Genomic DNA, 20,194 nt, shown 5'->3' on the forward strand with positions numbered 1-20,194 from the left:
ATATGAATCAATAGTTCCTTGAATGATATGTTAATGGGATTTTTTGGACTGTTTTTAAATAACCCGAGGCCTGAAATAAAAAGGGGCGGCTGCTGAACGTCGATTTTTCAGCAGCCGGTACAGCCGGGACTCACATGAGCTTCCCGGCGAGTTCTGCGATCGTTTGAATGCCGTAGCGAAGCTCTGGCAAAGAGGCGTACGAATAGGACAATCTGATGCTGTATTTAGCTTCTTTATCGTAGAGAGTGCCGGGATTGATGAGGATGTTTTTCTGTAATGCTTGTTCGAACAAAGCGCTGAGCGAGAGCGGCTTTAGAAATGTGACCCAAATGTAAAACCCGCCTGAAGGCTTTTCCCAGCGGGCGATTCCTCTGCAATAGGTCTCAAGACACCGGAGCGCCTCATCCCGCCTTCGTCTCAGTTCACCTTTGATCCAGCTGAGATTTTCATCATAAAGTCCGCTTGAAAGCCACTTTGCAGCCACCCATTGCGACAATGAACTTGAGCCGTAGTCAGTCTGCATTTTAATATCGGCCAGCCTCTCGATGACGGGCTCCGGGCCTGCGACCCAGCCGATGCGAAGGCCGGGGCTGACTGTTTTCGATAGTGTACTGACATAAAGAATGCTGCCTTCTCTGTCCATGGCCTTCAGCGGCGATGACGGCGGACCGTCAAGCCGCAAGTCGCCGTATGCGTCATCTTCAATAACCGGGAGCGACAGCCTTTTGCTCATTTGAATCAGCTCGCGCTTCCGGTTTTCCGACATCAGTTTGCCCGTCGGATTGTGAAATGACGGAATCGTGTACAGTAAATCGGCGCCATGCCGTTTTTTTACCGCCGGAATGACGGACGGGTCTAATCCCCCGCCATCCATTGGAAGCCCGCAAAGCCGCATGTCCATCGATTGAAAAACGTGCAGCGAGTATAGGTATGACGGCTTTTCCGCCAACACGACGGCTCTCCGCTTCAAAAGGCCGATCGATATGAGCTGCAGCGCTTGGAGCGCTCCGGAGACAATCAGAATCGAGTCGGCCGATACACGCACACCCTTCCGGCCCAGATGCTCCGCCAGCACCTCTCTTGTATAGCGGCTTCCTTTCGCTTCTTCATACCCGAGCATCAGCCTATCAGACGGTGCGCGGCGAAGAATCTCTTCCATCTGTTGATAGGGCAGCAGTTCAGGCGCTAATTCACCTGTGCCGAGCCTGATGATCCCTTCTGTAAACTCCTGCCTGTTGATTTCCTGAACCGTCATTGAATTGGGACGGTGAATTCCCGAACGTACATAACTCGTCCAGTCAAGCGGCGGCCCCGCCGTCAATTGTGACCATGTTTGATTGGCCACCTTTGTGCCTCCGCCCCGGTTGCCTTCAAGAAATCCTTGGGCTGTCAGCTCGTCCAGAGCCGCGGTAACCGTGCTTCTATTCACTTGAAAGATAGATGCCAGCTTGCGTTGTGAAGGGATTTTCGTCCCGGCCGGCCATTCGCCCTGTAAAATCTTCTCTTTTATGATCTGTTCGATTTGCTGGTATAACGGAATGTCTGAATGTCTGTTCAGCTGTCTGTTCACTTCATGTTCAGCTCCTTTTTTAAAAGATAGCATTTGGCTGGGCAATTAGACCAGCCAAATGGCCGGAGACATTCCCCGCTTCTTACTCTACAATAAAACGGATGTTTTGAATGAAAGGGGTTTTAACAGTCATGAACGCAGTTATTCACGGAATGATTCTCGCTTTTGGACTGATCTTGCCGCTCGGCGCGCAAAATGTCCTGATTTTTCAGCAAGGGGCCGCATCATCGAGCATTTGGCGTGTCTTGCCGCTTGTGATCTCCGCATCGTTGTGCGATTCCCTCCTGATTATACTGGCAGTCACAGGTATTTCCGCGGCTGTCGCCGGCCTTCCTGAAGTTAAATTTGTCCTTTTGACCGGAGGATTTTTGTTTCTCATTTATATGGGATGGATCACATGGAAGAGCAAACCGGCGGTAGGAAACGCGTCCGAAGCTATGCCGCCCAAAAAGCAAATCGCTTTTGCTGCGGCCGTATCGCTCTTAAATCCGCACGCCTTGCTCGATATCGTCGGCGTGATCGGCACCAACTCTTTAGCGTATGAAGGTGCGGATCTTTGGCTGTTCACCTGTGCATGTATGATCGTTTCGTGGCTATGGTTCCTTGGACTTGCCGCAGCGGGAAGACTTCTCAAACAGCTCGATTCACAGGGGGTCGTCATGACCTTGTTCAATAAAGGATCTGCGGCTGTCATGTGGGGGCTTGCCGCCTACCTCGGCGCCTCGCTGTTTACCTGATCCTGCGGGAACGCGGCTTCTGTCCGCATAAACCTGAGAAGCAGCGAGCACAATAAGGACATCCGGTAACCCGGCAATGATCAATCGCTGATGAGGGATGTCCATGTTTCGAAAATATAAAAGAAAGGGAGCCGGATTGCGGAGCGCTCCCATTACGAAAGATGCCCTTCTTGACGCCACCGCCGGTATGGCTGATGCGGTGATCGAAGAGCATGAAACAAAAGGCGGACAAAAAGCAGTATTTTACTATTTACATACCATCATTGATCGGGTCATGCTCCAACAGTCGATCATCAGGCCTCTGATCATGAGCGCCGAAGAAGAGTCAATATATCGCTGTTTAAAAACCTTTGTTTTGCACGTTGAACCGATCGTATCTTTAGAAACCGCAAAGGAGTGGCTGATGTCCGGTTCGATCATCATCCATGATCCGGACAGGCAGCAGTGGTTTGCCATTCCCATTGAAAATCGGGTCGGCCGGCAGATCGAACCGTCTCAAACCGAAACGGTGATGTACGGTCCGAAAGACAGTTTTACCGAGCAGCTCGACGTCAATCTTTCTTTGCTGCGGCGCAGGCTGCCTTTAACCAATTTAAAAGCGGAAAGGCTGACGGTCTGTTCGCTCAGCAAAACATCTGTTGTTATCGTTTATATTGCCGGATTAACCAATCCGGAATTGATTGAGGAAGCCAGAAAAAAAATCGCGGAAACCGATTTTGACATGATCTTCGATTCCGCACAGCTCACTGAATTGATTGAAGATCATCATCATTCGATTTTTCCGCAGTTCCAGCAGACCGAGCGTCCCGACATTTCCGCATACAATTTAAGCATTGGCAAAGTCGCCATTTTGGTCGATCAGACGCCGTTTGTATTACATGCACCGATCACGTTTTTTCACCTTTTTCACTCCGCTGAAGATTATACGACGCGCTGGCCGGTTGCCAGCTTTTTTAGAATGCTGCGCTACGCCAGTTTTTTTCTGTCTATTTTGCTCATCCCTTTTTATGTGGCTTTGTCGACTCATCATTATCATATGTTTCCGCTCCAGATCCTTTATGTGCTGATCGAATCAAGGAGCAAAGTGCCGTTCACCCCGTTTTGGGAAGCGGTTCTTATGCTGCTCGTCATTGAAATTATTAAGGAAGCCAGCGTGCGGATGCCGACAAAATCAAGTTCAACATTGGGGGTTATCTCGGGGATTGTGATTGGAGAAGCAGCGGTGCAGGCGGGCTTCGTCAGCAAAGTGCTAATCGTTTTGGTCGGCATCTCAACGGTCGCGTCATTTTTGGTGCCTAACTACATCGTAGCTAAAGGGCACACTTTGATTCATTTTACGATGCTCGTGTTCTCCGCCTGCCTCGGTTTTTTCGGATTGATCTTCGGAATGATCGGACTGTTTGTTCATTTGAACGGGCTTACTTCTCTCAAGCAGCCTTATTTTGCGCCGATTACTCCGTTATATTGGCGCGATTGGCTCGATCTTTTTATACGAAGTCCTTTGATCTGGCTGAAAAAGCGCCCCGAATATCTGCATACCTTGCAAAAATGGCGGTACGTTAAAAGGAGATGAAGCGGCTTGAGTTCTTTTCAATTATTTCACAAGACACGGCCTCTCGGCGGAATTTACATCGCCCTCATCGCCAACCGTATGCAAGTTCTTTTTTTCATCTTGGTTCTGCCGATGTATCTGGTTCACCCTTACATGATGTTCGTTATGCTCGCTGTCGGAATGCTGTCACAGTTCAACTTGTACCTGTTGTCCAAATGGCTGTCTTCTCCAGCGGCCGCAAAAGGCTATGAAGGCTTTGCCGCTCTCTTCGGCGAACGCAAGCTGCGCTTTTTTATCCTGATCGGCTTAATTCAGCTCGCGTTAAAGATCGCGATCATGATCACAAGCTACGCCGAAACGGTGAGACACTTCATCTTTCCCGCCATCAATATCAACTGGCTTGTGATCTTGATTCTGGTGATCAGCGGATATGCGGCCTCCCACGGCATGGAAAATACGATGCGATTTGTCATCATTGCCTTTATGTCATCATTTTGGATCGTGTTCATTTTTATCAGGTTTTATATCCCCCCGATCGCTTCCTTGACCGATTTATATCCGTTGATTCCTTTTGACTGGACTGAACATTCTTGGAAGGCGCTGCTCGTCATGTGGTCTTCTTTTTCCAGTCCCGAGTATTTGATTTGTCTGGCTCCATGGTTCAGCAAGGAAGCTAATGTGCTGAAATGTTTATCGGTCGGTAATGCGATTTCACTCTTCGAATATTTGTTTTTGTTTATCGGTGCATTATTTTTCTACGGCTCCTCTTATTTGCTGGAAACCATTTTTCCGGTGATAAACATGCTCCGCTATTTGCAGTCGCCGATTTTGGAGCGGATCGATACGTTTCTACTGTCTGCCCATATGTTTCATTTTGCGTTTGTAATCGCGATTTTTTTACTCTGCTTTTACGGAGGCCTCCGCATTTTGTTTAAAAGAATGGCCAAGCCTGTGACGCGAAGAGGATTTCTGTTCAGCTTCCTATTGCTCATGGGATTTTCGCTCGTGTTAAGCACCTGGTTTTGGCAATCCGGAAAGCAGCAAGATATGTGGTTTTTGATCGAAGTATCCATCGGAGCCGTCACTTACGCATTGACTCCGGCTATTCTTGTCATCGCCGGAAAACGAAAGGGGCGCATGCAATGATCAGCGGGAAACGCCTCATATTAAACGGCTGTATCGCACTTGTGATTTTCATGACGATTGAGGGCTGCTCTCCATTTGTTGAAAACAATGAGATTGAAGAAATCTCACCGGTTACCTTTTGGTATATCAAAGAAGGGAAAAAAGGAAAGATCTCAATGAGCACCACCGTCCCTCCGGTGGGCCTTGAAAAGAAGCGGCTATTCAGCACCGAAGTCAATATGATCAAACAAGTCGGCAAGCGATTTAATTTAAATTATTACAACGAGCTGAAAAACGGGCAGCTGAGAATGGTGATGATCGAAGAAAATCTCGCTGAAAAAGGCATACTTCCGATTATCAACACGCTTCTGTCAGACCCGAAAATCGGCCCTCGCCTTTATCTCATCGTCGTCAACGGCGATTTTGACAAATATATACTGAACGAATTGAAGCAAAGCGAGAATTTTGACTTTTATCTTTATCAGACGTTAAGGCATTTTGAAAGAGCCAACCAGGGTGAAATGAGCATCGTTAACCTGCATCAATTCAAAAACCAGCTGTACACCCACTATTCAGATCCTTACGTGCCTGTTTTCAGAACCGATGGTAACCAGTTCACATATGAAGGAACAGGACTTTTCCGAAACGACAAATTCGTGAAGACACTGACCGGCATAGACGATCAAATTTTTCAGCTGCTCAACAATAACAGGTATCTGAAGTTCCTCACGATTCCCAACTTGTCAATCATAATCGGCCAAGCCCGCTCAACCGTCACATTTGACTTAAATCAAAACAATACAGCTTTATCAATGAAAGTCAGCATAAACGCGGGCATTGAAGAATACACAGGCGACAAAAACCTGCAGGATCAAAGCGAGTTCAGCGCACTTGTCCATGATGTGGAATCCGAATTGGAAAAGAAAACAACGGACATGATAAAGGACATGCAAAACATTCGGGTTGATCCGCTTGAAGTCGGCGGTGAAGCGCTGTTTCCGTTTACGAAGCCGATGAGCGACAAAGCGTGGCTGCATCGTTGGGAGAAGATGGATGTCGAGGTGGACTATCGGGTGAATCTGAGACCGAATCTGAATGTGCAATAAGGGGCTTGCAGTTGATTGAAAACGCTGAGAGAAAGGGCGGCATCGGGCGGAGAAATGCTTTCTTCCGCCCTTCTTTCTGTTGATCCTATTGACCGCAGGATGATCTCCGGCATACTTTGTCTTTATCACAGCCCGTTTATGAGCCCCGTTTCATACCGTAAGCTGTTTCGTCTGATACTGAATCTTGACGGTCTTGCCTGTTGACCAGGATTCTGAGGCCGCAAGCGCGATTTCCAGATTGACTGCCGCATCCACTTCAGTCACAATCGGTTTCGTTTTGTTGCGAACACACTTGGCAAAGTGCTGCATCTCTAAGCAGTACGCTTCATGGAACCTCGCCTGGAAATCCGGAATGATATTATAGCTGCTCCCCTGCCCGGTCCGCACGGTAACCGCCGGGTTCCGCAGCGTCCCGATGAAGATGCTGCCGTCCGTCCCGATAATTTCGGCGCGTATATCGTGGCCGTAAGACGAATTGCGGCTTGCTTCCGCATCACCCGCCGCCCCCGAATCAAACTCCATATAGGTGAGCGCTTGATCGACATCATGGCATCCCGGCATGAACGCGTGCTTCAAAACCCTTCCGTGGCCGGAAACCGAAGTAATTTCAGCCCCCATTAAATAACGCGCGATATCATAATCGTGAATCGAACAATCTACGAAAATACCGCCGCTTTTTTTAATGAATTCGGCCGGAGGAGAGCCAAAATCGCGCGTAAACCCTTTATAATAGATCGGTTTGCCGATCTCTCCGGCATCGATCCTCCTTTTGGCATCCGCATAAGCAGGATCAAACCGCCTCATAAACCCCACCTGGCAAATCACGCCCGTTTCTTTGACTTTAGAAATGATTTCAATCGATTCTTCAAGATTTAATGTCAGCGGCTTCTCGACGAAAATCTGTTTGCCGCATTCGGCCGCCTGTTTGATCACTTCGGCATGGGTTGATGTCGGTGTAACGATGACGACGGCATCAATCTCTGGATCGTGGAGACATTCAAACGGATCTTCAAACCACTTTTCAACACCCAGTTCGGCGGCAATCTCCCTCGCCCTCCCCTCTGCGGGATCGGCCACAGCGGCGAGCAGGACCCCGGGCACCTCGGTTTTGAGGTTTTTCGCATGGTAATAGCCGAGCCTTCCGAGCCCTAATACGGCGCATCTCACTCGTTCTGTCATTTTCTTCTCTCCCTTCTCACATATTGAAAGCGCTTGCTCATTTCAATTCTGATTTTACCCTGTATTTATTTTATCCGCAATGCTTTTTAGGATTTAACGAGAGCAAGCGCTTGCTCTTATTTTTTAAAAAAAGAGCGTTTTTTCTATCAAAACCCGCTCTTTTCAGCATGTGCATCTTTTTTAAATGGAGGTGCCGTCGACTGTCTGACGACAAGTTCAGGCATGAGAATGATTTTGTTTTTCGAACTTTTCTCGCCGCTGATTTCTTCGGCCAGCAGCTCGGCCGCACGGCGGCCCATTTCTTCAATCGGCTGCGACACTGTCGTAAGCGGCGGATCGGTCATTTCGGCTAAAAACGTATTATCAAAGCCGATGACAGATAAATCCGTTGGAACTTGGAGCCCCCATTCCCTTGCAGTCTGAATGACTCCGCACGCAAGCACATCATTCATGGCGAAAACGGCGGTCGGAATGTTGCTTTCGAAAATCTGAGCGGCTGCTTTTTTGCCGCATTCCAGGGAAAAACCGGTACCGGCGATGAGCGATTCATTCACTTTGATGCCGGCTTCATCCATCGCTTTTTGGAAGCCTTTCAGCCTGTCTTTTTCTCCGGTTGTCGATCCGTCGCCGGCGATGCAGGCGATTGTCTTATGGCCGAGCGAAATTAAATGCCGCGTCGCTAAGTATCCGCCCATAAAATCGTCGATGACCACGACATCCAGCGGAACAAGGGCGCGGTCCTGAGAAATCATCACGAGCGGTATGCCCTCTTTTGCAATATCCTCGAGCGCATCCATGCTCTCCTGATTTTCGATGCCGGTCGCAAAAATGATGCCGTCGACGCTTTTTTGCTTGAGCACCGAGAAATACGTTGTCTCCTTTTTCGGATCGCGGTCGGTACTGCATATCATCATGCTGAATCCAAGCTCGCCCGCCCGCTCTTCAACGCTTTTGGCAAGCTCTCCGAAAAAAGGGTTTGCAATATCGGGCGTCAACAGGCCGATAATGTTCGTGCGCTTTCCGGTAAGCGCAGAAGCGTGAACATTCGGCTGATAATCGAGTTCTTTCATGACGGCATGCACTCTTTGCCTTGTCGACCTGCTGATTCTCCCGGTATTGTTGATCACCCGGGAAACCGTGGAAATCGAAACGCCTGCCGCTTCCGCTACATCATAAATGGTTTTTTTCATTTTGGTCCCCTCTAGTCCGCTGATGAAAGATATCTAATATTACATTATAGAGCGTGTCAGCTACCGCCGCAAATCAGCTCCCACTCCTCCCGCAATATTCCGTATCTGATTGAATCATAATAGACCCCGTCATAATATCTGACTTTGCGAATCCGGCCTTCCATCTTAAACCCCGCTTTTTCGGCGCACCTCATCATCCGCCTGTTGCCGGACCACGTCGTCATTCCGATTCTCGGCACATCGACGTTTTCAAATAGGAAGCCGACCCATAATTCTACGGCTTCCGTGCCGTAACCTCCGTTCCAGAACCGCGGATCATAGATGCCGATCCCGCATTCCAGCCAGCGTGTCGGCCGGCACTCCCAATAGTAAGAAACGGTTCCTTTCAGCTCTCCTTCGATCTCAATCGCCAAATAGCGCGGCGGTTTTTCTTTTAAAGCCGGCACAAAAGAGTCGAGAAAATATTGAAACGGTTCGGGCTGAAGCGGAAAATAAGGGGCATCCCATTTTTTCCATTCAGGGTTTCGGGTTCCGTAAATCATTCTCCATAATCCGGGCAGGTCATCCATTGTGATCGTGCGCAGCTTTACTTTTTCACCATTGATGGATGCCAAACTTTTCTCCTCCTATGCTTTGAAAATATCACTCAATATTTCTCTTCATCATCTTTCTGTATTCAACAGGCGAAATCCCTTCTATTTGTTTAAACAGCTTTGAGAAATAAGTCGGATCATCGATTCCGACTTGTTCGGCAATCGATGACATTTTGTCGTTTGTCGAAGAAAGGAGCCGCTTCGCTTCAAAAACCTTCGCCTTATTGGCGTATTGGCCCGGTGTGATGCCGAACGCCTTTTGCATGCAGCGGGTAATGTAGTCCTGGTGATAGTGAAGGGCAGCCGAGAGCTGCTCCATGCTGAGCTTCTCCTTATAGTGGCGGTCGATGTAATGCTGCGCTTCAGATGCCACACGCTCACTCGCCGAAGGAATGTGGAACGCCTCCTTCTGCAGGTGAATCAGCAGCTCTTCGAACAAGAGCTGCTTCCGAAGAGGCAGGTCGGAATTTTGGGCAGAATCGTCAATCAAACGTCTAAACTGCTGTTCAATAAACGCTTTTTGGTCGATCTTTCCCTTTCTCGGAATCTTTAAATGATATAATGTCGGCGTTTCAAACGTCCCCTTCTTCAGCTTGAGCTCGGTCCAGTTCTCACCTCCCTGCTGTGCAAAGCCATAAGACGGCTCCTGAAAGTGCAGCCAAAAATAGCGGGTATCGTCTTGACAGCCTTGGTGTCCATAATGCTCAAGCCCCGGTACAAGGATGATATATTCCCCTTCCCGGATCTGATGGGGGTCGCCGTCCTCAGTCAAAAATAGTTCCCCCTGTATTACATATAAGAGATCAAACACGGAATATTCACGCCTCACATGCTTTTCCCCTTTTTTGAACAGTCCTTCTCCGCCGGTAATCAACACAGGGAGCGGCGGAATTGTAAAGATGATATGTTCCATGTTCTCTCCCCTTTTCATCAAGTCGTATTTCTCCAAGAAGTATCGGTTTCGTCTCTTCTTATTATAAGAAAATGGCGTTACACTATAAAACGGATTTTTTAAAAGAAAGGGGTCAAACGCCATGAAAAAAACAGCACCTCAAAACCTCTCTTTATTCGCATTGACCTGGCCTATATTTATCGAGGTTTCATTATATATGTTAATGGGCAACGCAGATACCCTGATGCTCAGCCAATATTCCGATGACAGCGTGGCAGCCGTCGGCGTCAGCAACCAAATGCTGAACTTGATCATTGTGATGTTCGGTTTTATCGCCACAGGAACAACCGTTATTATTTCTCAATTTTTAGGAGCGCGGCAAAAAGCCGAAGCGATGGAAGTCGGCTATGTTTCTATCAGCGCCAATTTTATCATCAGTCTATTCATCAGCGCGGTGATTTATATATTTGCCAAACCGCTTTTATTGATGATGGGCCTGTCCGCCAACCTGCTGGCCGAGGCCGGCATCTTTCTCCAGATCGTCGGCGGACTGTCCTTTATTCAAGCGCTCATTATGACGTTCAGCGCCATTTTGAAAAGCTACGGGCATACAAAGGACACAATGGTTGTAACCATCGGCATGAATATCCTGAACATCGCCGGCAACTATCTTGTCATATTCGGGCCGTTCGGCTTTCCGGTTTTAGGCGTGGCCGGCGTAGCAATGTCCACTTCGATCGCGCGCATCATCGGCCTGTTCGCGATCGCTCTGCTCGTCAAAAAGCGCGTCGGCATGCCGATGTTGTCCAAACGGCTGTTTGTCTTAAAGAAAAGCCATCTGAAAAAACTGCTGAAAATCGGGATACCTTCAGCAGGGGAGCAGCTTTCGTATAACGCGTCACAGATGATTGTCACCTATTTTATCACGCTGATGGGCGCGCAGGCGCTGACGACAAAGGTCTATACCCAAAATTTGATGATGTTCATCATGCTTTTCGGCACAGCGATCAGCCAGGGAACGCAAATCTTAATCGGACGCCATATCGGCGCGAAACAATTTGATGAAGCGTACAGCCGCTGTCTGAAGAGCCTCTGGTGGGCTCTGGCCATTACAACATTTACTTCCGTTCTCTTCGCTGTGTTTTCCAAACAGCTGATCGGCATTTTCAGCAGCAATCCCGATATTATCGCAACGGCCAGTATACTGATCCTTTTGACGATTATCCTGGAGCCTGGCCGCTCGTTTAACGTGGTCATCATTAATTCTCTCAGAGCTGCTGGAGACGCGAAATATCCGGTTTATATGGCAATTGTCTCAATGTGGGGAATCGGCCTTCCGATCGCTTATATTTTCGGCATTCAGCTCGGATTCGGCCTGGCGGGAATATGGTTTTCCTTCATCGCCGACGAGTGGGTCAGGGGAATTTTGATGTACAGAAGATGGAGATCTAAAATGTGGCTACAAAAAGGCTTTGCGGCATAACCTGCTTTCAACTGAAAGCAGGTTTTTTAATGTCATAAAACATCACAAGAATTTTATTCTGTGAATACAGATCTCTCTGATAATAGGTCTAATAGATTAATTTTTTTGAAAATTCGTATTGATTTTCAATTTGATATTACGTATGATAATAAACATAACAATACACGTAATAAAACCTTACACCAAAAGGAGGATTTACATTGTGAAAAAAATCGAAACGATTATACGCCCTGAACAGTTTCCCCGCCTCCGCAAAAAGCTTGAAGAGGTTGGCATAAACGGATTAACGGTCTCAGAGGTTGCCGGCTGCGGGCAACAGCGCGGGAAACAGGCTTTGTTTCGCGGCACCTCCTACGAAATCAAGCTGCTGCCTAAAGTGAAAGTCGAAATGGTGATTGAATCGGAGAGCGTTGATGAAATTATCCAAATCATCGAAAGCACATGTTCGACAAATACGGTTGGCGACGGAAAAATCTTTGTGCTCCCGATTGAAAATGCGGTTCGAATCCGGACAGGGGAATCCGGAAAAGAAGCGATTGTGTAAAACGACCGGCTCCACCCCGCCTCTTTTTGCCGATACTTTAAGAAAGGATGATTCTTATGAAAACCAAGGTATCTTTCGTCCTGTTCCTCAGTTTTTTCCTCGCAGCATCAGCTCTGGCCGCAGAACCGACGGCGCAATCGGTCAATGATTCGGTCAACATGATATGGATGGCCATCGGCACTCTGCTCGTCTTTTTTATGCACGCCGGTTTCGCGATGATTGAATCTGGCTTTACCAGAGCTAAAAACACGTTAAACATTTTAATGAAAAACTTTCTGACGGTCTCTATCGGCTCCATCCTTTATTTCTTCGCCGGATACGCGTTGATGTTCGGGGACAGCGCCGGCGGGTTCATCGGCACAAGCGGTTTTGCTTTAGCAGGTGATCAGGATGTCGGATTTTTCGTCTTTCAGGCCGTGTTTGCCGCTACGTGCGCGACCATTATTTCCGGCGCTGTCGCTGAACGGATGAAGCTTGGTAGCTATATGATTTTGACGCTGTTTATGACCGGTCTCATCTACCCGGTTGTCGGCCATTGGACTTGGGGGGAAGGCTGGCTGTATGACCTCGGATTTGTTGATTTTGCCGGATCTGCGATCGTTCACATGACAGGTGCTGCGGGCGCGGTTGCGGCTGTCATCTTTCTCGGGCCGCGGATTGGAAAATATGCAAACGGAAAGGTCAATGCCATTCCAGGACACAGCATTCCGCTGGGCGCACTCGGCGTCTTTATCCTGTGGTTCGGCTGGTTTGGGTTCAACGGCGGAAGCACGCTTGCGGCTGATCCCGCCGCCGTCCCGCATGTCATCACCACAACCCTTTTAGCCGCGTCGGGCGGAGTCGTCAGCTCGGCGCTGTTCACTTATTTCCGCTACGGCAGGATCGACCCTTCCCTGACGCTGAACGGCGCGCTTGGCGGCCTTGTCGGAATTACCGCGGGCGCGGACGGCGTTTCATTTACAGGCGCGATATTAATCGGATGCATCGCAGGTGTCATTTTAGTTGTCGGCGTTCAGTTTATCGATCAGGTGCTGAAGCTTGACGATCCCGTCGGCGCCATTGCCGTTCACGGTGTTTGCGGTGTTTGGGGGACGCTTGCAGTCGGGCTTTTCAATACATCGAGCGGTCTCTTTTACGGAGGAGGAGCCGCACAGCTCGGCATTCAAGCCGTCGGCATTTTGGCGATCGCAGCCTGGACCCTCGCTGCTACATCGGCTGTCACTGCAGTAATGAAAGCTTTCACTCCGATCCGGGTATCAAAAGAAGAGGAAATATCCGGACTCGATTATGCCGAACACGGTTCTTCGGCGTACGAGTATAAAGAAAGCTACATCGAACAGGGCGATGTTGACGTCAGCTCCGCTTTCGGAACCGATCTTGTCTCACGGATCAACAATTTAAAGCCGGGACCGTCTTCCAAAACAGAACAGGTTTGACTCTCTTCCATCCAGTCTGCCGATCATTGAAATCAGCGGCGGTGTTCAAATAACGCCGCCGTTTCTTTTGCCAAAACGCAGAACACCCGGCTTATGCCGGGTGTTTTATGTTATTCCTCAATATCAATTCGATAATTCTCAAACCAAGTATGGATTTGGGCAAGGTGTGCGATCAACTGCGGTCCCTTCATCAATTGTCCGTACCAGGGAACTTGAAATGATGCGCCCTCCGTCTCAATCAGCCGCTCCAGTTTTTTCTTGTCTAAGAAAACATAAAGCGCCGAGTCTTTTTGCTCCAGCAATGACTCCAGCCAACGAATGACGGCTTTCGTATAAGCGGGGTGGTGCGTTTTCGGATATGGACTTTTTTTGCGATACAGCACTTCATCAGGCAAAATGCCTTCAAGAGCCTTGCGGAAGATGCCTTTTTCACGGCTGCCATGCATTTTGACATCCCACGGAATATTCCAGACATACTCGACAAGCCTGTGGTCCGCAAACGGAACCCTGACTTCGAGGCTCGCCCCCATGCTCATTCTGTCTTTTCGATCCAAGAGCGTTGTCATAAACCAGAGCATATTTAAGTAAAACAGCTCTCTCCTTCGTTTCTCCGCACCCGTTTCTCCTTCAAGCAGCGGTGTTTCTTTAACCGTTTCCTCGTATTTCGCCTTCACATATTCGCCGAGGTTCAGTTTTTTCTGCCAGCCGTCCTGCAGAAGTGCGATCCGTTCTTCCATTGATCTCATCCATGGGAAACCTTTCACATCTTCTGCCGAATGGAACCAAGGGTAGCCGCCGAAAATTTCGTCCGCGCATTCCCCGGAAAGACTCACGACAAAGTCCTTTTTAATCTCGCGGCAAAACCACAGCAAAGAAGAATCGACATCAGCCATCCCCGGCAAATCACGGACCAGTACGGCTTCTTCCAAATAAGCGGCCAGCTCCTCCTGGGAAATCACGCAGTTGTGGTGAACCGTTGCGAATGCATCGGACATTTTTTTAATCCACGGTCCGTCGGCGTTTGGCTGAAATGAACTTGACGTAAAATATTGTTCATTGTCTTCATAATCGATCGAAAACGTATGAAGCGGCCCCTTCCCTTCTTCCTCAAAATGCTTGGCGGCCGTTGCGGTAATGGCGCTCGAATCAACCCCACCTGATAAAAACGTGCATACCGGCACATCAGACACAAGCTGCCTTGTGACGGCGTCCTGAAACAGCGACCGCACATTTTCCACCGTTTCGTCAAAGCTGTCGGTATGCTTCTCGCTTTTCACATTCCAGTAGCGCCAAACCGTTAAACCGTCTTTTGAGAAAATCATCGCATGCCCCGGGCGGATCTCTTTTATTCCTTTAAAAACACCGCTCCCCGGCGATCGCGACGGCCCGAGGCCGAAAATTTCGGCCAGCCCTGAACGGTCGACCTTTGCTTTCACTTCCGGGTGAGCGAGAATCGCTTTGATTTCAGATCCGAACAGAAATGATGAGCCCTGTTCGGTGTAAAAGAACGGTTTAACGCCGAGCCTGTCGCGTGCCGCAAAAAGAAGATCGCGCTTTTCATCCCATACCGTAAATGCAAAAATTCCGTTCAGCCTGTCGATGCATTCCTCTTTCCATTCCATGTATGAATGAAGCAAAACCTCTGTATCTGAGTGGCTCTTGAATTGATGCCCCCGCTGCCTAAGCTCTTTCCGCAAATCCTCCGTATTATAGAGTTCGCCGTTATAGCAAATCGTATAATCGTACCCTTGGTGTGTGCGGGTCATCGGCTGTCTGCCGCCTTCCAGATCCACAACTGCCAAGCGTTTATGTCCGAATAAAACATGGCGCTTTCCCCAAATATTCGTATCATCAGGTCCTCTGTTCGAAAGCGTATCAGTCATTTTCTCCATGACAGACTGCTCCTGAACAAGCGGCTTCTTAAAATCGACCCACCCCGTTATTCCACACATTGTCGATCAGCTCCAATTCTAATGTTCTTCCTCTGCTTTAGGCTTCACTTCCTTTGTCACTTTACCTATTTTATGCACCTTAAAATAATAGTTGAATTGTCCAACAGAGTCTTGTATGAGACAAGCCCGTTTTGGAAAAAACGAAATAAGAAAGGAGACCGCCCATGGACACCGAACGCCAAAAACGAATTTACGCCGAAAAGCGCAAATGGATTTACGGCAAAATTTTAATGGAAGACGGGATCTGCCTGATTGAAAACGAAGAAGGAGATTTATTTTTGGTTGAAAGCCTGAACAGTCCCGGAGTTTTCATCAGCATAGACGGAGAATGGCAAAAAGCCGAACTGTTTGATCAATTCGCCGTCACGGAAAAGCCGGAGACCGTGAAGCTGACAGGCGGAGAATCGATCCGTTATCTGAAAACGGTAAAACAGGCATTTCTCGAATTTTTGAACGATCTGGAAGACGGACAGTTCTATTCTTTTTTGGATCAGCTGAACAGCCTCGGCTTTTCCGTCTTTGACTGCGTCTTCGCCTATAACGGCTTGAGCTTTTGGCCCGGGAAAAAGGATGTGAAGGGCGTTTCGTTTTATCAGTTTTCTCATGATATGAAACAATGCGCCCTGCAGCATCATTACGAACGAAAAGAGGAATGGAAGGACAGATTCGAATGGACCGCTTCAGACGGGGAACGAATCGTGATGATTTCAACCTTCAAGCCGCCGACATAAAAAGACACCAGTTCTCATAAAGAACCGATGTCTTTTAATTAAAACAATTTAAAGCCGAGTGGAAGACGGAGCCCAAGCACAACCGTCAAGAGCAGAACGACAATAAAGCCGATCCAGATCCCGGTGGCCGCTTTTCCGTTTTTCCTGCGAATTAAAAGCATTTCCATGAATCCGATGGTGATGAGGCCGAGCAAGGCCTTCGCTATGTATTCTCCGTTCCATGCCGTGAACTTTAAAAAGAGCTGCGCCCCGGTAATGATAACGATAATATAGAATAAGCGGAGAATCATATGTGTAATTTTTGCGCCTTTGCTGTTTCCAGAAGAGTAAAGTCCGTAAGCAACGAACACTAAAATGAGCGCGATCACCCAAGACGTGATATGCATATGCGTCATATTCATTTTTCCCCCTATCAAATCAGGTATCGTTCTTATCTTATCATGAACCGGTCCATTAAACAAAACAATGTGAACGCTGTCATTTCCGCAGCAAAAAAGACGCTGAGATCATTCATCAGCGCCTTTTTCATTTATTTGCGTTTGTTCTTTTTCATGCTTTTCGTTATCTGTTTCCACCGCTTTTTTTCCTGCTGCGCGGCCCGTTTATCCGTTTTTCTTTCGAGGTATTCGAGCTCTTTTTTTAATTTCAGGTAGCTTTGGAACCGGCCGGCATCGAGTCTGCCGTCAGCCAGCGCCTCCTGCACGGAGCAGCCGGGTTCTGTTTGATGCATGCAGTCTGAAAATCGGCAGTTTTTTGCAAGCTGGTCAATATCGCTGAAGCTCTGTCTGAATCCTTCTTCCGATTCCCAAAGCTCCAATGCCCGCATCCCCGGCGTATCGATTAAAAGTCCGCCTTCAGGCAGCAAGAACATTTCCCTGTGTGTCGTCGTATGCCGCCCTTTGTCGTCATCTTCACGGACAGACTGGACCGCCTGCCTGTCTTCGTTCAGAAAAAAGTTGATGATCGTTGATTTGCCGACGCCTGACGACCCTAAAAGGGCGACGGTTTCTCCTTGTTTCACATACGCTTTCAACTCATCCATCCCATTGCCTTCATGAGCGCTGATGACATGAATCGGCACCCCGAATGCCACGGATTCCGCCTGGCGCACCTTTTCTTCAATCCGGTCAGCGATGTCGGCTTTGCTCAAGACAATGACGGGATTGGCTCCGCTTTCCCAAGCCAGCAGCAAATAGCGTTCGATTCTTCTCACATTAAAATCCAGACCGAGCGCATTGACGAGAAAGATCGTGTTGACGTTTGCTGCGGTGATCTGTTCCTCTGCCGGCTCCCCCGCCGCTTTGCGCGAAAATTTGCTGAACCGGGGAACGATCTCCGTGATCATTCCCTTCTTTTCGCCACCGCGTGGACGCATATACACCCAATCGCCGACAGCGGGGTAGTCTCCGCGGCTCTCCGCTTCAAACCGCAGCCTGCCTGAGATTTCGGCCAGCCATTCTCCCTCTTCCGTCCATACCCGGTACAACCTTTTATGCTCAAGGGCGATCCTTCCTAAAATCAGACCTTCCTCGTCCTTTAAAGCTTCCATGATATATTTGATGCCTAATGCAGATAAATTCAATGTGGTTTCCTCCTAAAGATCTGATGATTTTTCAAACAAAAAAAGAGCCGCAAATACACGGCTCTCTCAACATATAAACACTCCATGAGCCGCTTCGACAGCCCATGGAAATATCACCAGATCCATTTGAAGAATACCAGTCGAAATATTACATGGGCTGTGCAATGATCGTTTGTTGGGCAAAAAAGACAATATCCATTCTCATCACACATCCCTCATTTCTAAAAAGTTTGACAGCTTCATTATATGCTAAAGCCAATCTTTTGACAATCCTTTATTTCACTGGATTGGAAAGCGTTTCAGCCAAAACTCTGCCTGAACCTTCCTTCGAGATCCTCCTTTATCAGGCAGGGATAACATTTCACCCAGTGTCTCAAATCATTTTACAGATCGGCTGAGCGGCTTGTCTGTCTTCCATTTCATTTTAGCCAGTGATTTTATTGAATATGAAATCACTGGTAAAAAATACGATTAAACCAACCATTAAAATCAAAAATGAAATATTAAATCCTGATTCTATAAAAAATGAATATGCGGAACTTACCGATAAAGCAATCATATAAAAAACAAATCCTACTTTTGTCGCTTTTTCAGTACTTTTCTTTTCCTTTTCCGTCATTTTTCTAAAGAACAATTTCTTTCCTCCCAAACATCAATCATTATTGATAAACAATCTGCGAGCAGCCATAACACATGTCGAAAACAGGCTGTGTACTTGCCGTTGATTCGAAAAATAGCCCCCTGGCAATCTCGCATATTTTTATAAAAGTTTTTTATTTCACTGGATTGGAAAGCGTTCCGATCGGTTCGATCGTAATGTCGACTTGATCGCCTTTTCGGAGGAACTTTGGCGGATTAAAGCCTTTGCCGACTCCTGACGGCGTACCGGTTGCGATAATATCCCCCGCTTCAAGCGTCATTCCTTTAGACAGCGTTTCGATCATGTCCGCAATCGGAAAAATCATGTCCTCTGTGCTGCCCGACTGGCGGAGTTCGCCGTTCACTCTCGTCTCAACCCTCAAGTCGCCTGCATCTTCAATCATTGATTTATGTACAAGAAACGGCCCCATCGGGCAAGTCGTATCAAGGCTTTTGCCGATAAAAAACTGCTTGTGCCTCTTTTGCAGATCGCGCGCCGTCACATCATTGATGATCGTATAGCCGAACACATAGTCGAGGGCTTCAGCTTTCGGGATGTTCTTTCCCGTTTTGCCGATGACAACCGCGAGCTCGCCTTCATAATCGAGCGCCTCTGTCACGCCTTCGTGGGCATCAATCCCTTCCATGTGGCCGATAACCGAAGTCGGCGCTTTTGTAAACACCATGATATGTTCGGGAATATCTGCTTCACTTCCCATTTCAATCGCATGATCCCGATAATTTTTTCCGATGCAGATCACGTTTTTCCGCGGTTCGGGAATCGGCGCAAGCAAATCAACGTCTGACAGCGGATAAATATACGAACCGCTCTCTTCGCTGTTTTTCTTTTTTGACCATTCCACTAGCTGTTCGACATGGCGGACAAACTTCTCTCCCTCGCTTACGCATTCGATAAGCGTTTCAGGTATCGTTTCAAGCTCAAACAGCTTTTTTTCCGCCTTTTGCAAATCCATTATCTTCTCATCCATGACAAGCCCTACAAATGTACGGCTGTGTAGCTTTGCTGTCGCAAACTTCATAAATATTCCCCCGCAGTATGATTTAAAACTATTCTACATATTCTCTAAAAAAACGAAAATTCCTTTTCGCTTTCAGCAAACAGCTTCGAAAGTCCCGGGCGTTCCTTCCCGGAAAAGAAAATGGCGGCTCACCATGCAGTAAGCCGCTTCTCTTATTTTTTCCGGTAGATGACTTCGGTCAGATTTCCGTCAGACCATTTTGTAATGGTTTCATAGCCGCCTCGTTTATGATGGTGAGTCTTCTTGCAGCGATGATGATCGGGGCGTTTACTTCTGCATTTATCCCGTTTTTTGCAATCGTGAGGCTTTTTGCTTTTATCCGGTTTTTTACAGCCGTCAGGTTTCTTGCTTTTGTCAGGCTTTTTGCAGTCATCAGGTTTCTTGCTTTTGTCGGGTTTCTTGCAGTCATCAGGTTTCTTGCTTTTGTCGGGTTTCTTGCTTTTGTCGGGTTTCTTGCTTTTGTCGTGCTTGCTTTTATCCGGTTTTTCATGGTCGTCATGCTTCTTGCTTTTATGATGTTTTTTGCTTCTGTCCGGCTTGATCCCCCACCAAAGATCCCAAATGTTATGCGGACGCCGCTCTTTTCCCGAGCCGGCGGATTCTTCGGGTTCCCGGTCTAAATAATGGTCTCTGCCTTCGCTCTTCAGCTGATCTACCGCCTCTTTAATGTCATGATCATGGACACCACTCATCTTGTAACCTCCTGTTCTTCCTTTTTTATGTCCTGATTTATCATACGCACCGTAAAGACAAGTGTACTGAGGCAAATGACTGTTTTTGTTCAAACTTAGGCGGTCCGCTTCCGGGACTGGCTGTTTTCACATATGATATGTCAGCTGAAAA

19 protein-coding genes are annotated in these 20,194 nt (G+C 47.8%); 8 read left to right on the plus strand and 11 right to left on the minus strand.

Annotated elements, in window-relative coordinates:
- Window positions 1–130 precede the first annotated feature (130 nt).
- Window positions 131–1,603 carry an aminotransferase-like domain-containing protein gene (locus M1D90_RS15725; protein ID WP_101561220.1) on the minus strand — a complete coding sequence of 491 codons (1,473 nt, stop codon included), beginning with the start codon at window positions 1,601–1,603 and terminating at the stop codon, window positions 131–133.
- A gap of 98 nt (window positions 1,604–1,701) precedes the next feature.
- Here M1D90_RS15725 and M1D90_RS15730 point away from each other — a divergent pair, with 98 nt between their 5' ends.
- From M1D90_RS15730 to M1D90_RS15745, 4 genes are all read left to right on the plus strand, one after another.
- Window positions 1,702–2,307, plus strand: coding sequence for a LysE/ArgO family amino acid transporter (locus tag M1D90_RS15730; RefSeq protein WP_025811677.1), 606 nt, complete (start codon window positions 1,702–1,704; stop codon window positions 2,305–2,307).
- A gap of 103 nt (window positions 2,308–2,410) precedes the next feature.
- On the plus strand, window positions 2,411–3,880 hold the full coding sequence (locus M1D90_RS15735; RefSeq protein WP_023856625.1) for a spore germination protein: 1,470 nt from the start codon (window positions 2,411–2,413) through the stop codon (window positions 3,878–3,880).
- 6 nt (window positions 3,881–3,886) lie between these two features.
- Complete coding sequence (locus tag M1D90_RS15740) at window positions 3,887–5,005, plus strand: GerAB/ArcD/ProY family transporter (protein ID WP_043054278.1); 1,119 nt, start codon at window positions 3,887–3,889, stop codon at window positions 5,003–5,005.
- On the plus strand, window positions 5,002–6,090 hold the full coding sequence (locus tag M1D90_RS15745) for a Ger(x)C family spore germination protein (RefSeq protein ID WP_023856623.1): 1,089 nt from the start codon (window positions 5,002–5,004) through the stop codon (window positions 6,088–6,090). Before M1D90_RS15740 ends, M1D90_RS15745 begins: the two co-directional genes overlap by 4 nt.
- A 150-nt stretch (window positions 6,091–6,240) precedes the next feature.
- On the opposite strand, the gene M1D90_RS15750 is transcribed toward M1D90_RS15745, so the two are convergent.
- The 4 genes from M1D90_RS15750 to M1D90_RS15765 form a co-directional block, all read right to left on the minus strand.
- Window positions 6,241–7,269, minus strand: coding sequence for a Gfo/Idh/MocA family oxidoreductase (locus M1D90_RS15750; RefSeq protein WP_039072660.1), 1,029 nt, complete (start codon window positions 7,267–7,269; stop codon window positions 6,241–6,243).
- Window positions 7,270–7,415: 146 nt separating this feature from the next.
- On the minus strand, window positions 7,416–8,459 hold the full coding sequence (locus tag M1D90_RS15755; protein ID WP_020450890.1) for a LacI family DNA-binding transcriptional regulator: 1,044 nt from the start codon (window positions 8,457–8,459) through the stop codon (window positions 7,416–7,418).
- Window positions 8,460–8,515: 56 nt separating this feature from the next.
- The gene (locus tag M1D90_RS15760; RefSeq protein ID WP_020450889.1) at window positions 8,516–9,073 is read right to left on the minus strand and encodes a GNAT family N-acetyltransferase; all 558 of its coding nucleotides are present in this window, start codon (window positions 9,071–9,073) and stop codon (window positions 8,516–8,518) included.
- A gap of 28 nt (window positions 9,074–9,101) precedes the next feature.
- On the minus strand, window positions 9,102–9,965 hold the full coding sequence (locus M1D90_RS15765) for a helix-turn-helix transcriptional regulator (protein ID WP_023856620.1): 864 nt from the start codon (window positions 9,963–9,965) through the stop codon (window positions 9,102–9,104).
- Window positions 9,966–10,086: 121 nt separating this feature from the next.
- On the opposite strand from M1D90_RS15765, the gene M1D90_RS15770 reads away from it, so the two are divergent.
- From M1D90_RS15770 to M1D90_RS15780, 3 genes are all read left to right on the plus strand, one after another.
- Window positions 10,087–11,427 (plus strand): MATE family efflux transporter, encoded by a 1,341-nt coding sequence (locus M1D90_RS15770; RefSeq protein ID WP_023856619.1) that lies wholly within the window; start codon window positions 10,087–10,089, stop codon window positions 11,425–11,427.
- A gap of 202 nt (window positions 11,428–11,629) precedes the next feature.
- A complete protein-coding gene (locus tag M1D90_RS15775; RefSeq protein WP_020450886.1) occupies window positions 11,630–11,971 on the plus strand; it encodes a P-II family nitrogen regulator in 342 nt (113 codons plus the stop codon).
- Between the two features lie 56 nt (window positions 11,972–12,027).
- Window positions 12,028–13,407: an ammonium transporter gene (locus tag M1D90_RS15780; protein WP_456282869.1), complete on the plus strand. Its 1,380-nt coding sequence runs from the start codon at window positions 12,028–12,030 to the stop codon at window positions 13,405–13,407.
- A 110-nt stretch (window positions 13,408–13,517) separates the two neighbouring features.
- On the opposite strand, the gene asnB is transcribed toward M1D90_RS15780, so the two are convergent.
- Entirely contained in the window at window positions 13,518–15,359 is a 1,842-nt protein-coding gene (gene asnB / locus M1D90_RS15785) for an asparagine synthase (glutamine-hydrolyzing) (protein ID WP_020450884.1), read from the minus strand.
- 164 nt (window positions 15,360–15,523) lie between these two features.
- Between asnB and M1D90_RS15790 the strand changes: the two genes are divergently transcribed.
- Complete coding sequence (locus M1D90_RS15790) at window positions 15,524–16,090, plus strand: DUF2777 domain-containing protein (RefSeq protein ID WP_020450883.1); 567 nt, start codon at window positions 15,524–15,526, stop codon at window positions 16,088–16,090.
- 38 nt (window positions 16,091–16,128) lie between these two features.
- Here M1D90_RS15790 and M1D90_RS15795 read toward each other — a convergent pair whose 3' ends face one another.
- The 5 genes from M1D90_RS15795 to cotG all read right to left on the minus strand — a co-directional run bounded on the left by M1D90_RS15795 (window position 16,129) and on the right by cotG (window position 20,043).
- Window positions 16,129–16,485: a YisL family protein gene (locus tag M1D90_RS15795; RefSeq protein ID WP_456282870.1), complete on the minus strand. Its 357-nt coding sequence runs from the start codon at window positions 16,483–16,485 to the stop codon at window positions 16,129–16,131.
- Window positions 16,486–16,619: 134 nt separating this feature from the next.
- Window positions 16,620–17,672 (minus strand): ribosome small subunit-dependent GTPase A, encoded by a 1,053-nt coding sequence (gene rsgA / locus M1D90_RS15800; RefSeq protein WP_023856616.1) that lies wholly within the window; start codon window positions 17,670–17,672, stop codon window positions 16,620–16,622.
- Window positions 17,673–18,096: 424 nt separating this feature from the next.
- Window positions 18,097–18,306, minus strand: coding sequence for a hypothetical protein (locus tag M1D90_RS15805; protein WP_023856615.1), 210 nt, complete (start codon window positions 18,304–18,306; stop codon window positions 18,097–18,099).
- Window positions 18,307–18,445: 139 nt separating this feature from the next.
- Complete coding sequence (locus M1D90_RS15810) at window positions 18,446–19,351, minus strand: fumarylacetoacetate hydrolase family protein (RefSeq protein WP_020450879.1); 906 nt, start codon at window positions 19,349–19,351, stop codon at window positions 18,446–18,448.
- Window positions 19,352–19,503: 152 nt separating this feature from the next.
- Window positions 19,504–20,043, minus strand: a complete 540-nt coding sequence (cotG, locus tag M1D90_RS15815; RefSeq protein WP_145654188.1) for a spore coat protein CotG — start codon at window positions 20,041–20,043, stop codon at window positions 19,504–19,506.
- Between the last annotated feature and the right edge of the window lie 151 nt (window positions 20,044–20,194).

This window comes from Bacillus sp. JZ34, assembly GCF_053903205.1.

Coding starts and splice junctions, on each gene's coding strand:
- M1D90_RS15725 (WP_101561220.1), bottom strand. CDS start 1,603: ATGCTATCTTTTAAAAAAGGAGCTGAACATGAAGTGAACAGACAGCTG.
- M1D90_RS15730 (WP_025811677.1), top strand. CDS start 1,702: ATGAACGCAGTTATTCACGGAATGATTCTCGCTTTTGGACTGATCTTG.
- M1D90_RS15735 (WP_023856625.1), top strand. CDS start 2,411: ATGTTTCGAAAATATAAAAGAAAGGGAGCCGGATTGCGGAGCGCTCCC.
- M1D90_RS15745 (WP_023856623.1), top strand. CDS start 5,002: ATGATCAGCGGGAAACGCCTCATATTAAACGGCTGTATCGCACTTGTG.
- M1D90_RS15750 (WP_039072660.1), bottom strand. CDS start 7,269: ATGACAGAACGAGTGAGATGCGCCGTATTAGGGCTCGGAAGGCTCGGC.
- M1D90_RS15755 (WP_020450890.1), bottom strand. CDS start 8,459: ATGAAAAAAACCATTTATGATGTAGCGGAAGCGGCAGGCGTTTCGATT.
- M1D90_RS15765 (WP_023856620.1), bottom strand. CDS start 9,965: ATGGAACATATCATCTTTACAATTCCGCCGCTCCCTGTGTTGATTACC.
- M1D90_RS15770 (WP_023856619.1), top strand. CDS start 10,087: ATGAAAAAAACAGCACCTCAAAACCTCTCTTTATTCGCATTGACCTGG.
- M1D90_RS15780 (WP_456282869.1), top strand. CDS start 12,028: ATGAAAACCAAGGTATCTTTCGTCCTGTTCCTCAGTTTTTTCCTCGCA.
- asnB (WP_020450884.1), bottom strand. CDS start 15,359: ATGTGTGGAATAACGGGGTGGGTCGATTTTAAGAAGCCGCTTGTTCAG.
- M1D90_RS15790 (WP_020450883.1), top strand. CDS start 15,524: ATGGACACCGAACGCCAAAAACGAATTTACGCCGAAAAGCGCAAATGG.
- M1D90_RS15795 (WP_456282870.1), bottom strand. CDS start 16,485: ATGACGCATATGCATATCACGTCTTGGGTGATCGCGCTCATTTTAGTG.
- M1D90_RS15810 (WP_020450879.1), bottom strand. CDS start 19,351: ATGAAGTTTGCGACAGCAAAGCTACACAGCCGTACATTTGTAGGGCTT.
- cotG (WP_145654188.1), bottom strand. CDS start 20,043: ATGAGTGGTGTCCATGATCATGACATTAAAGAGGCGGTAGATCAGCTG.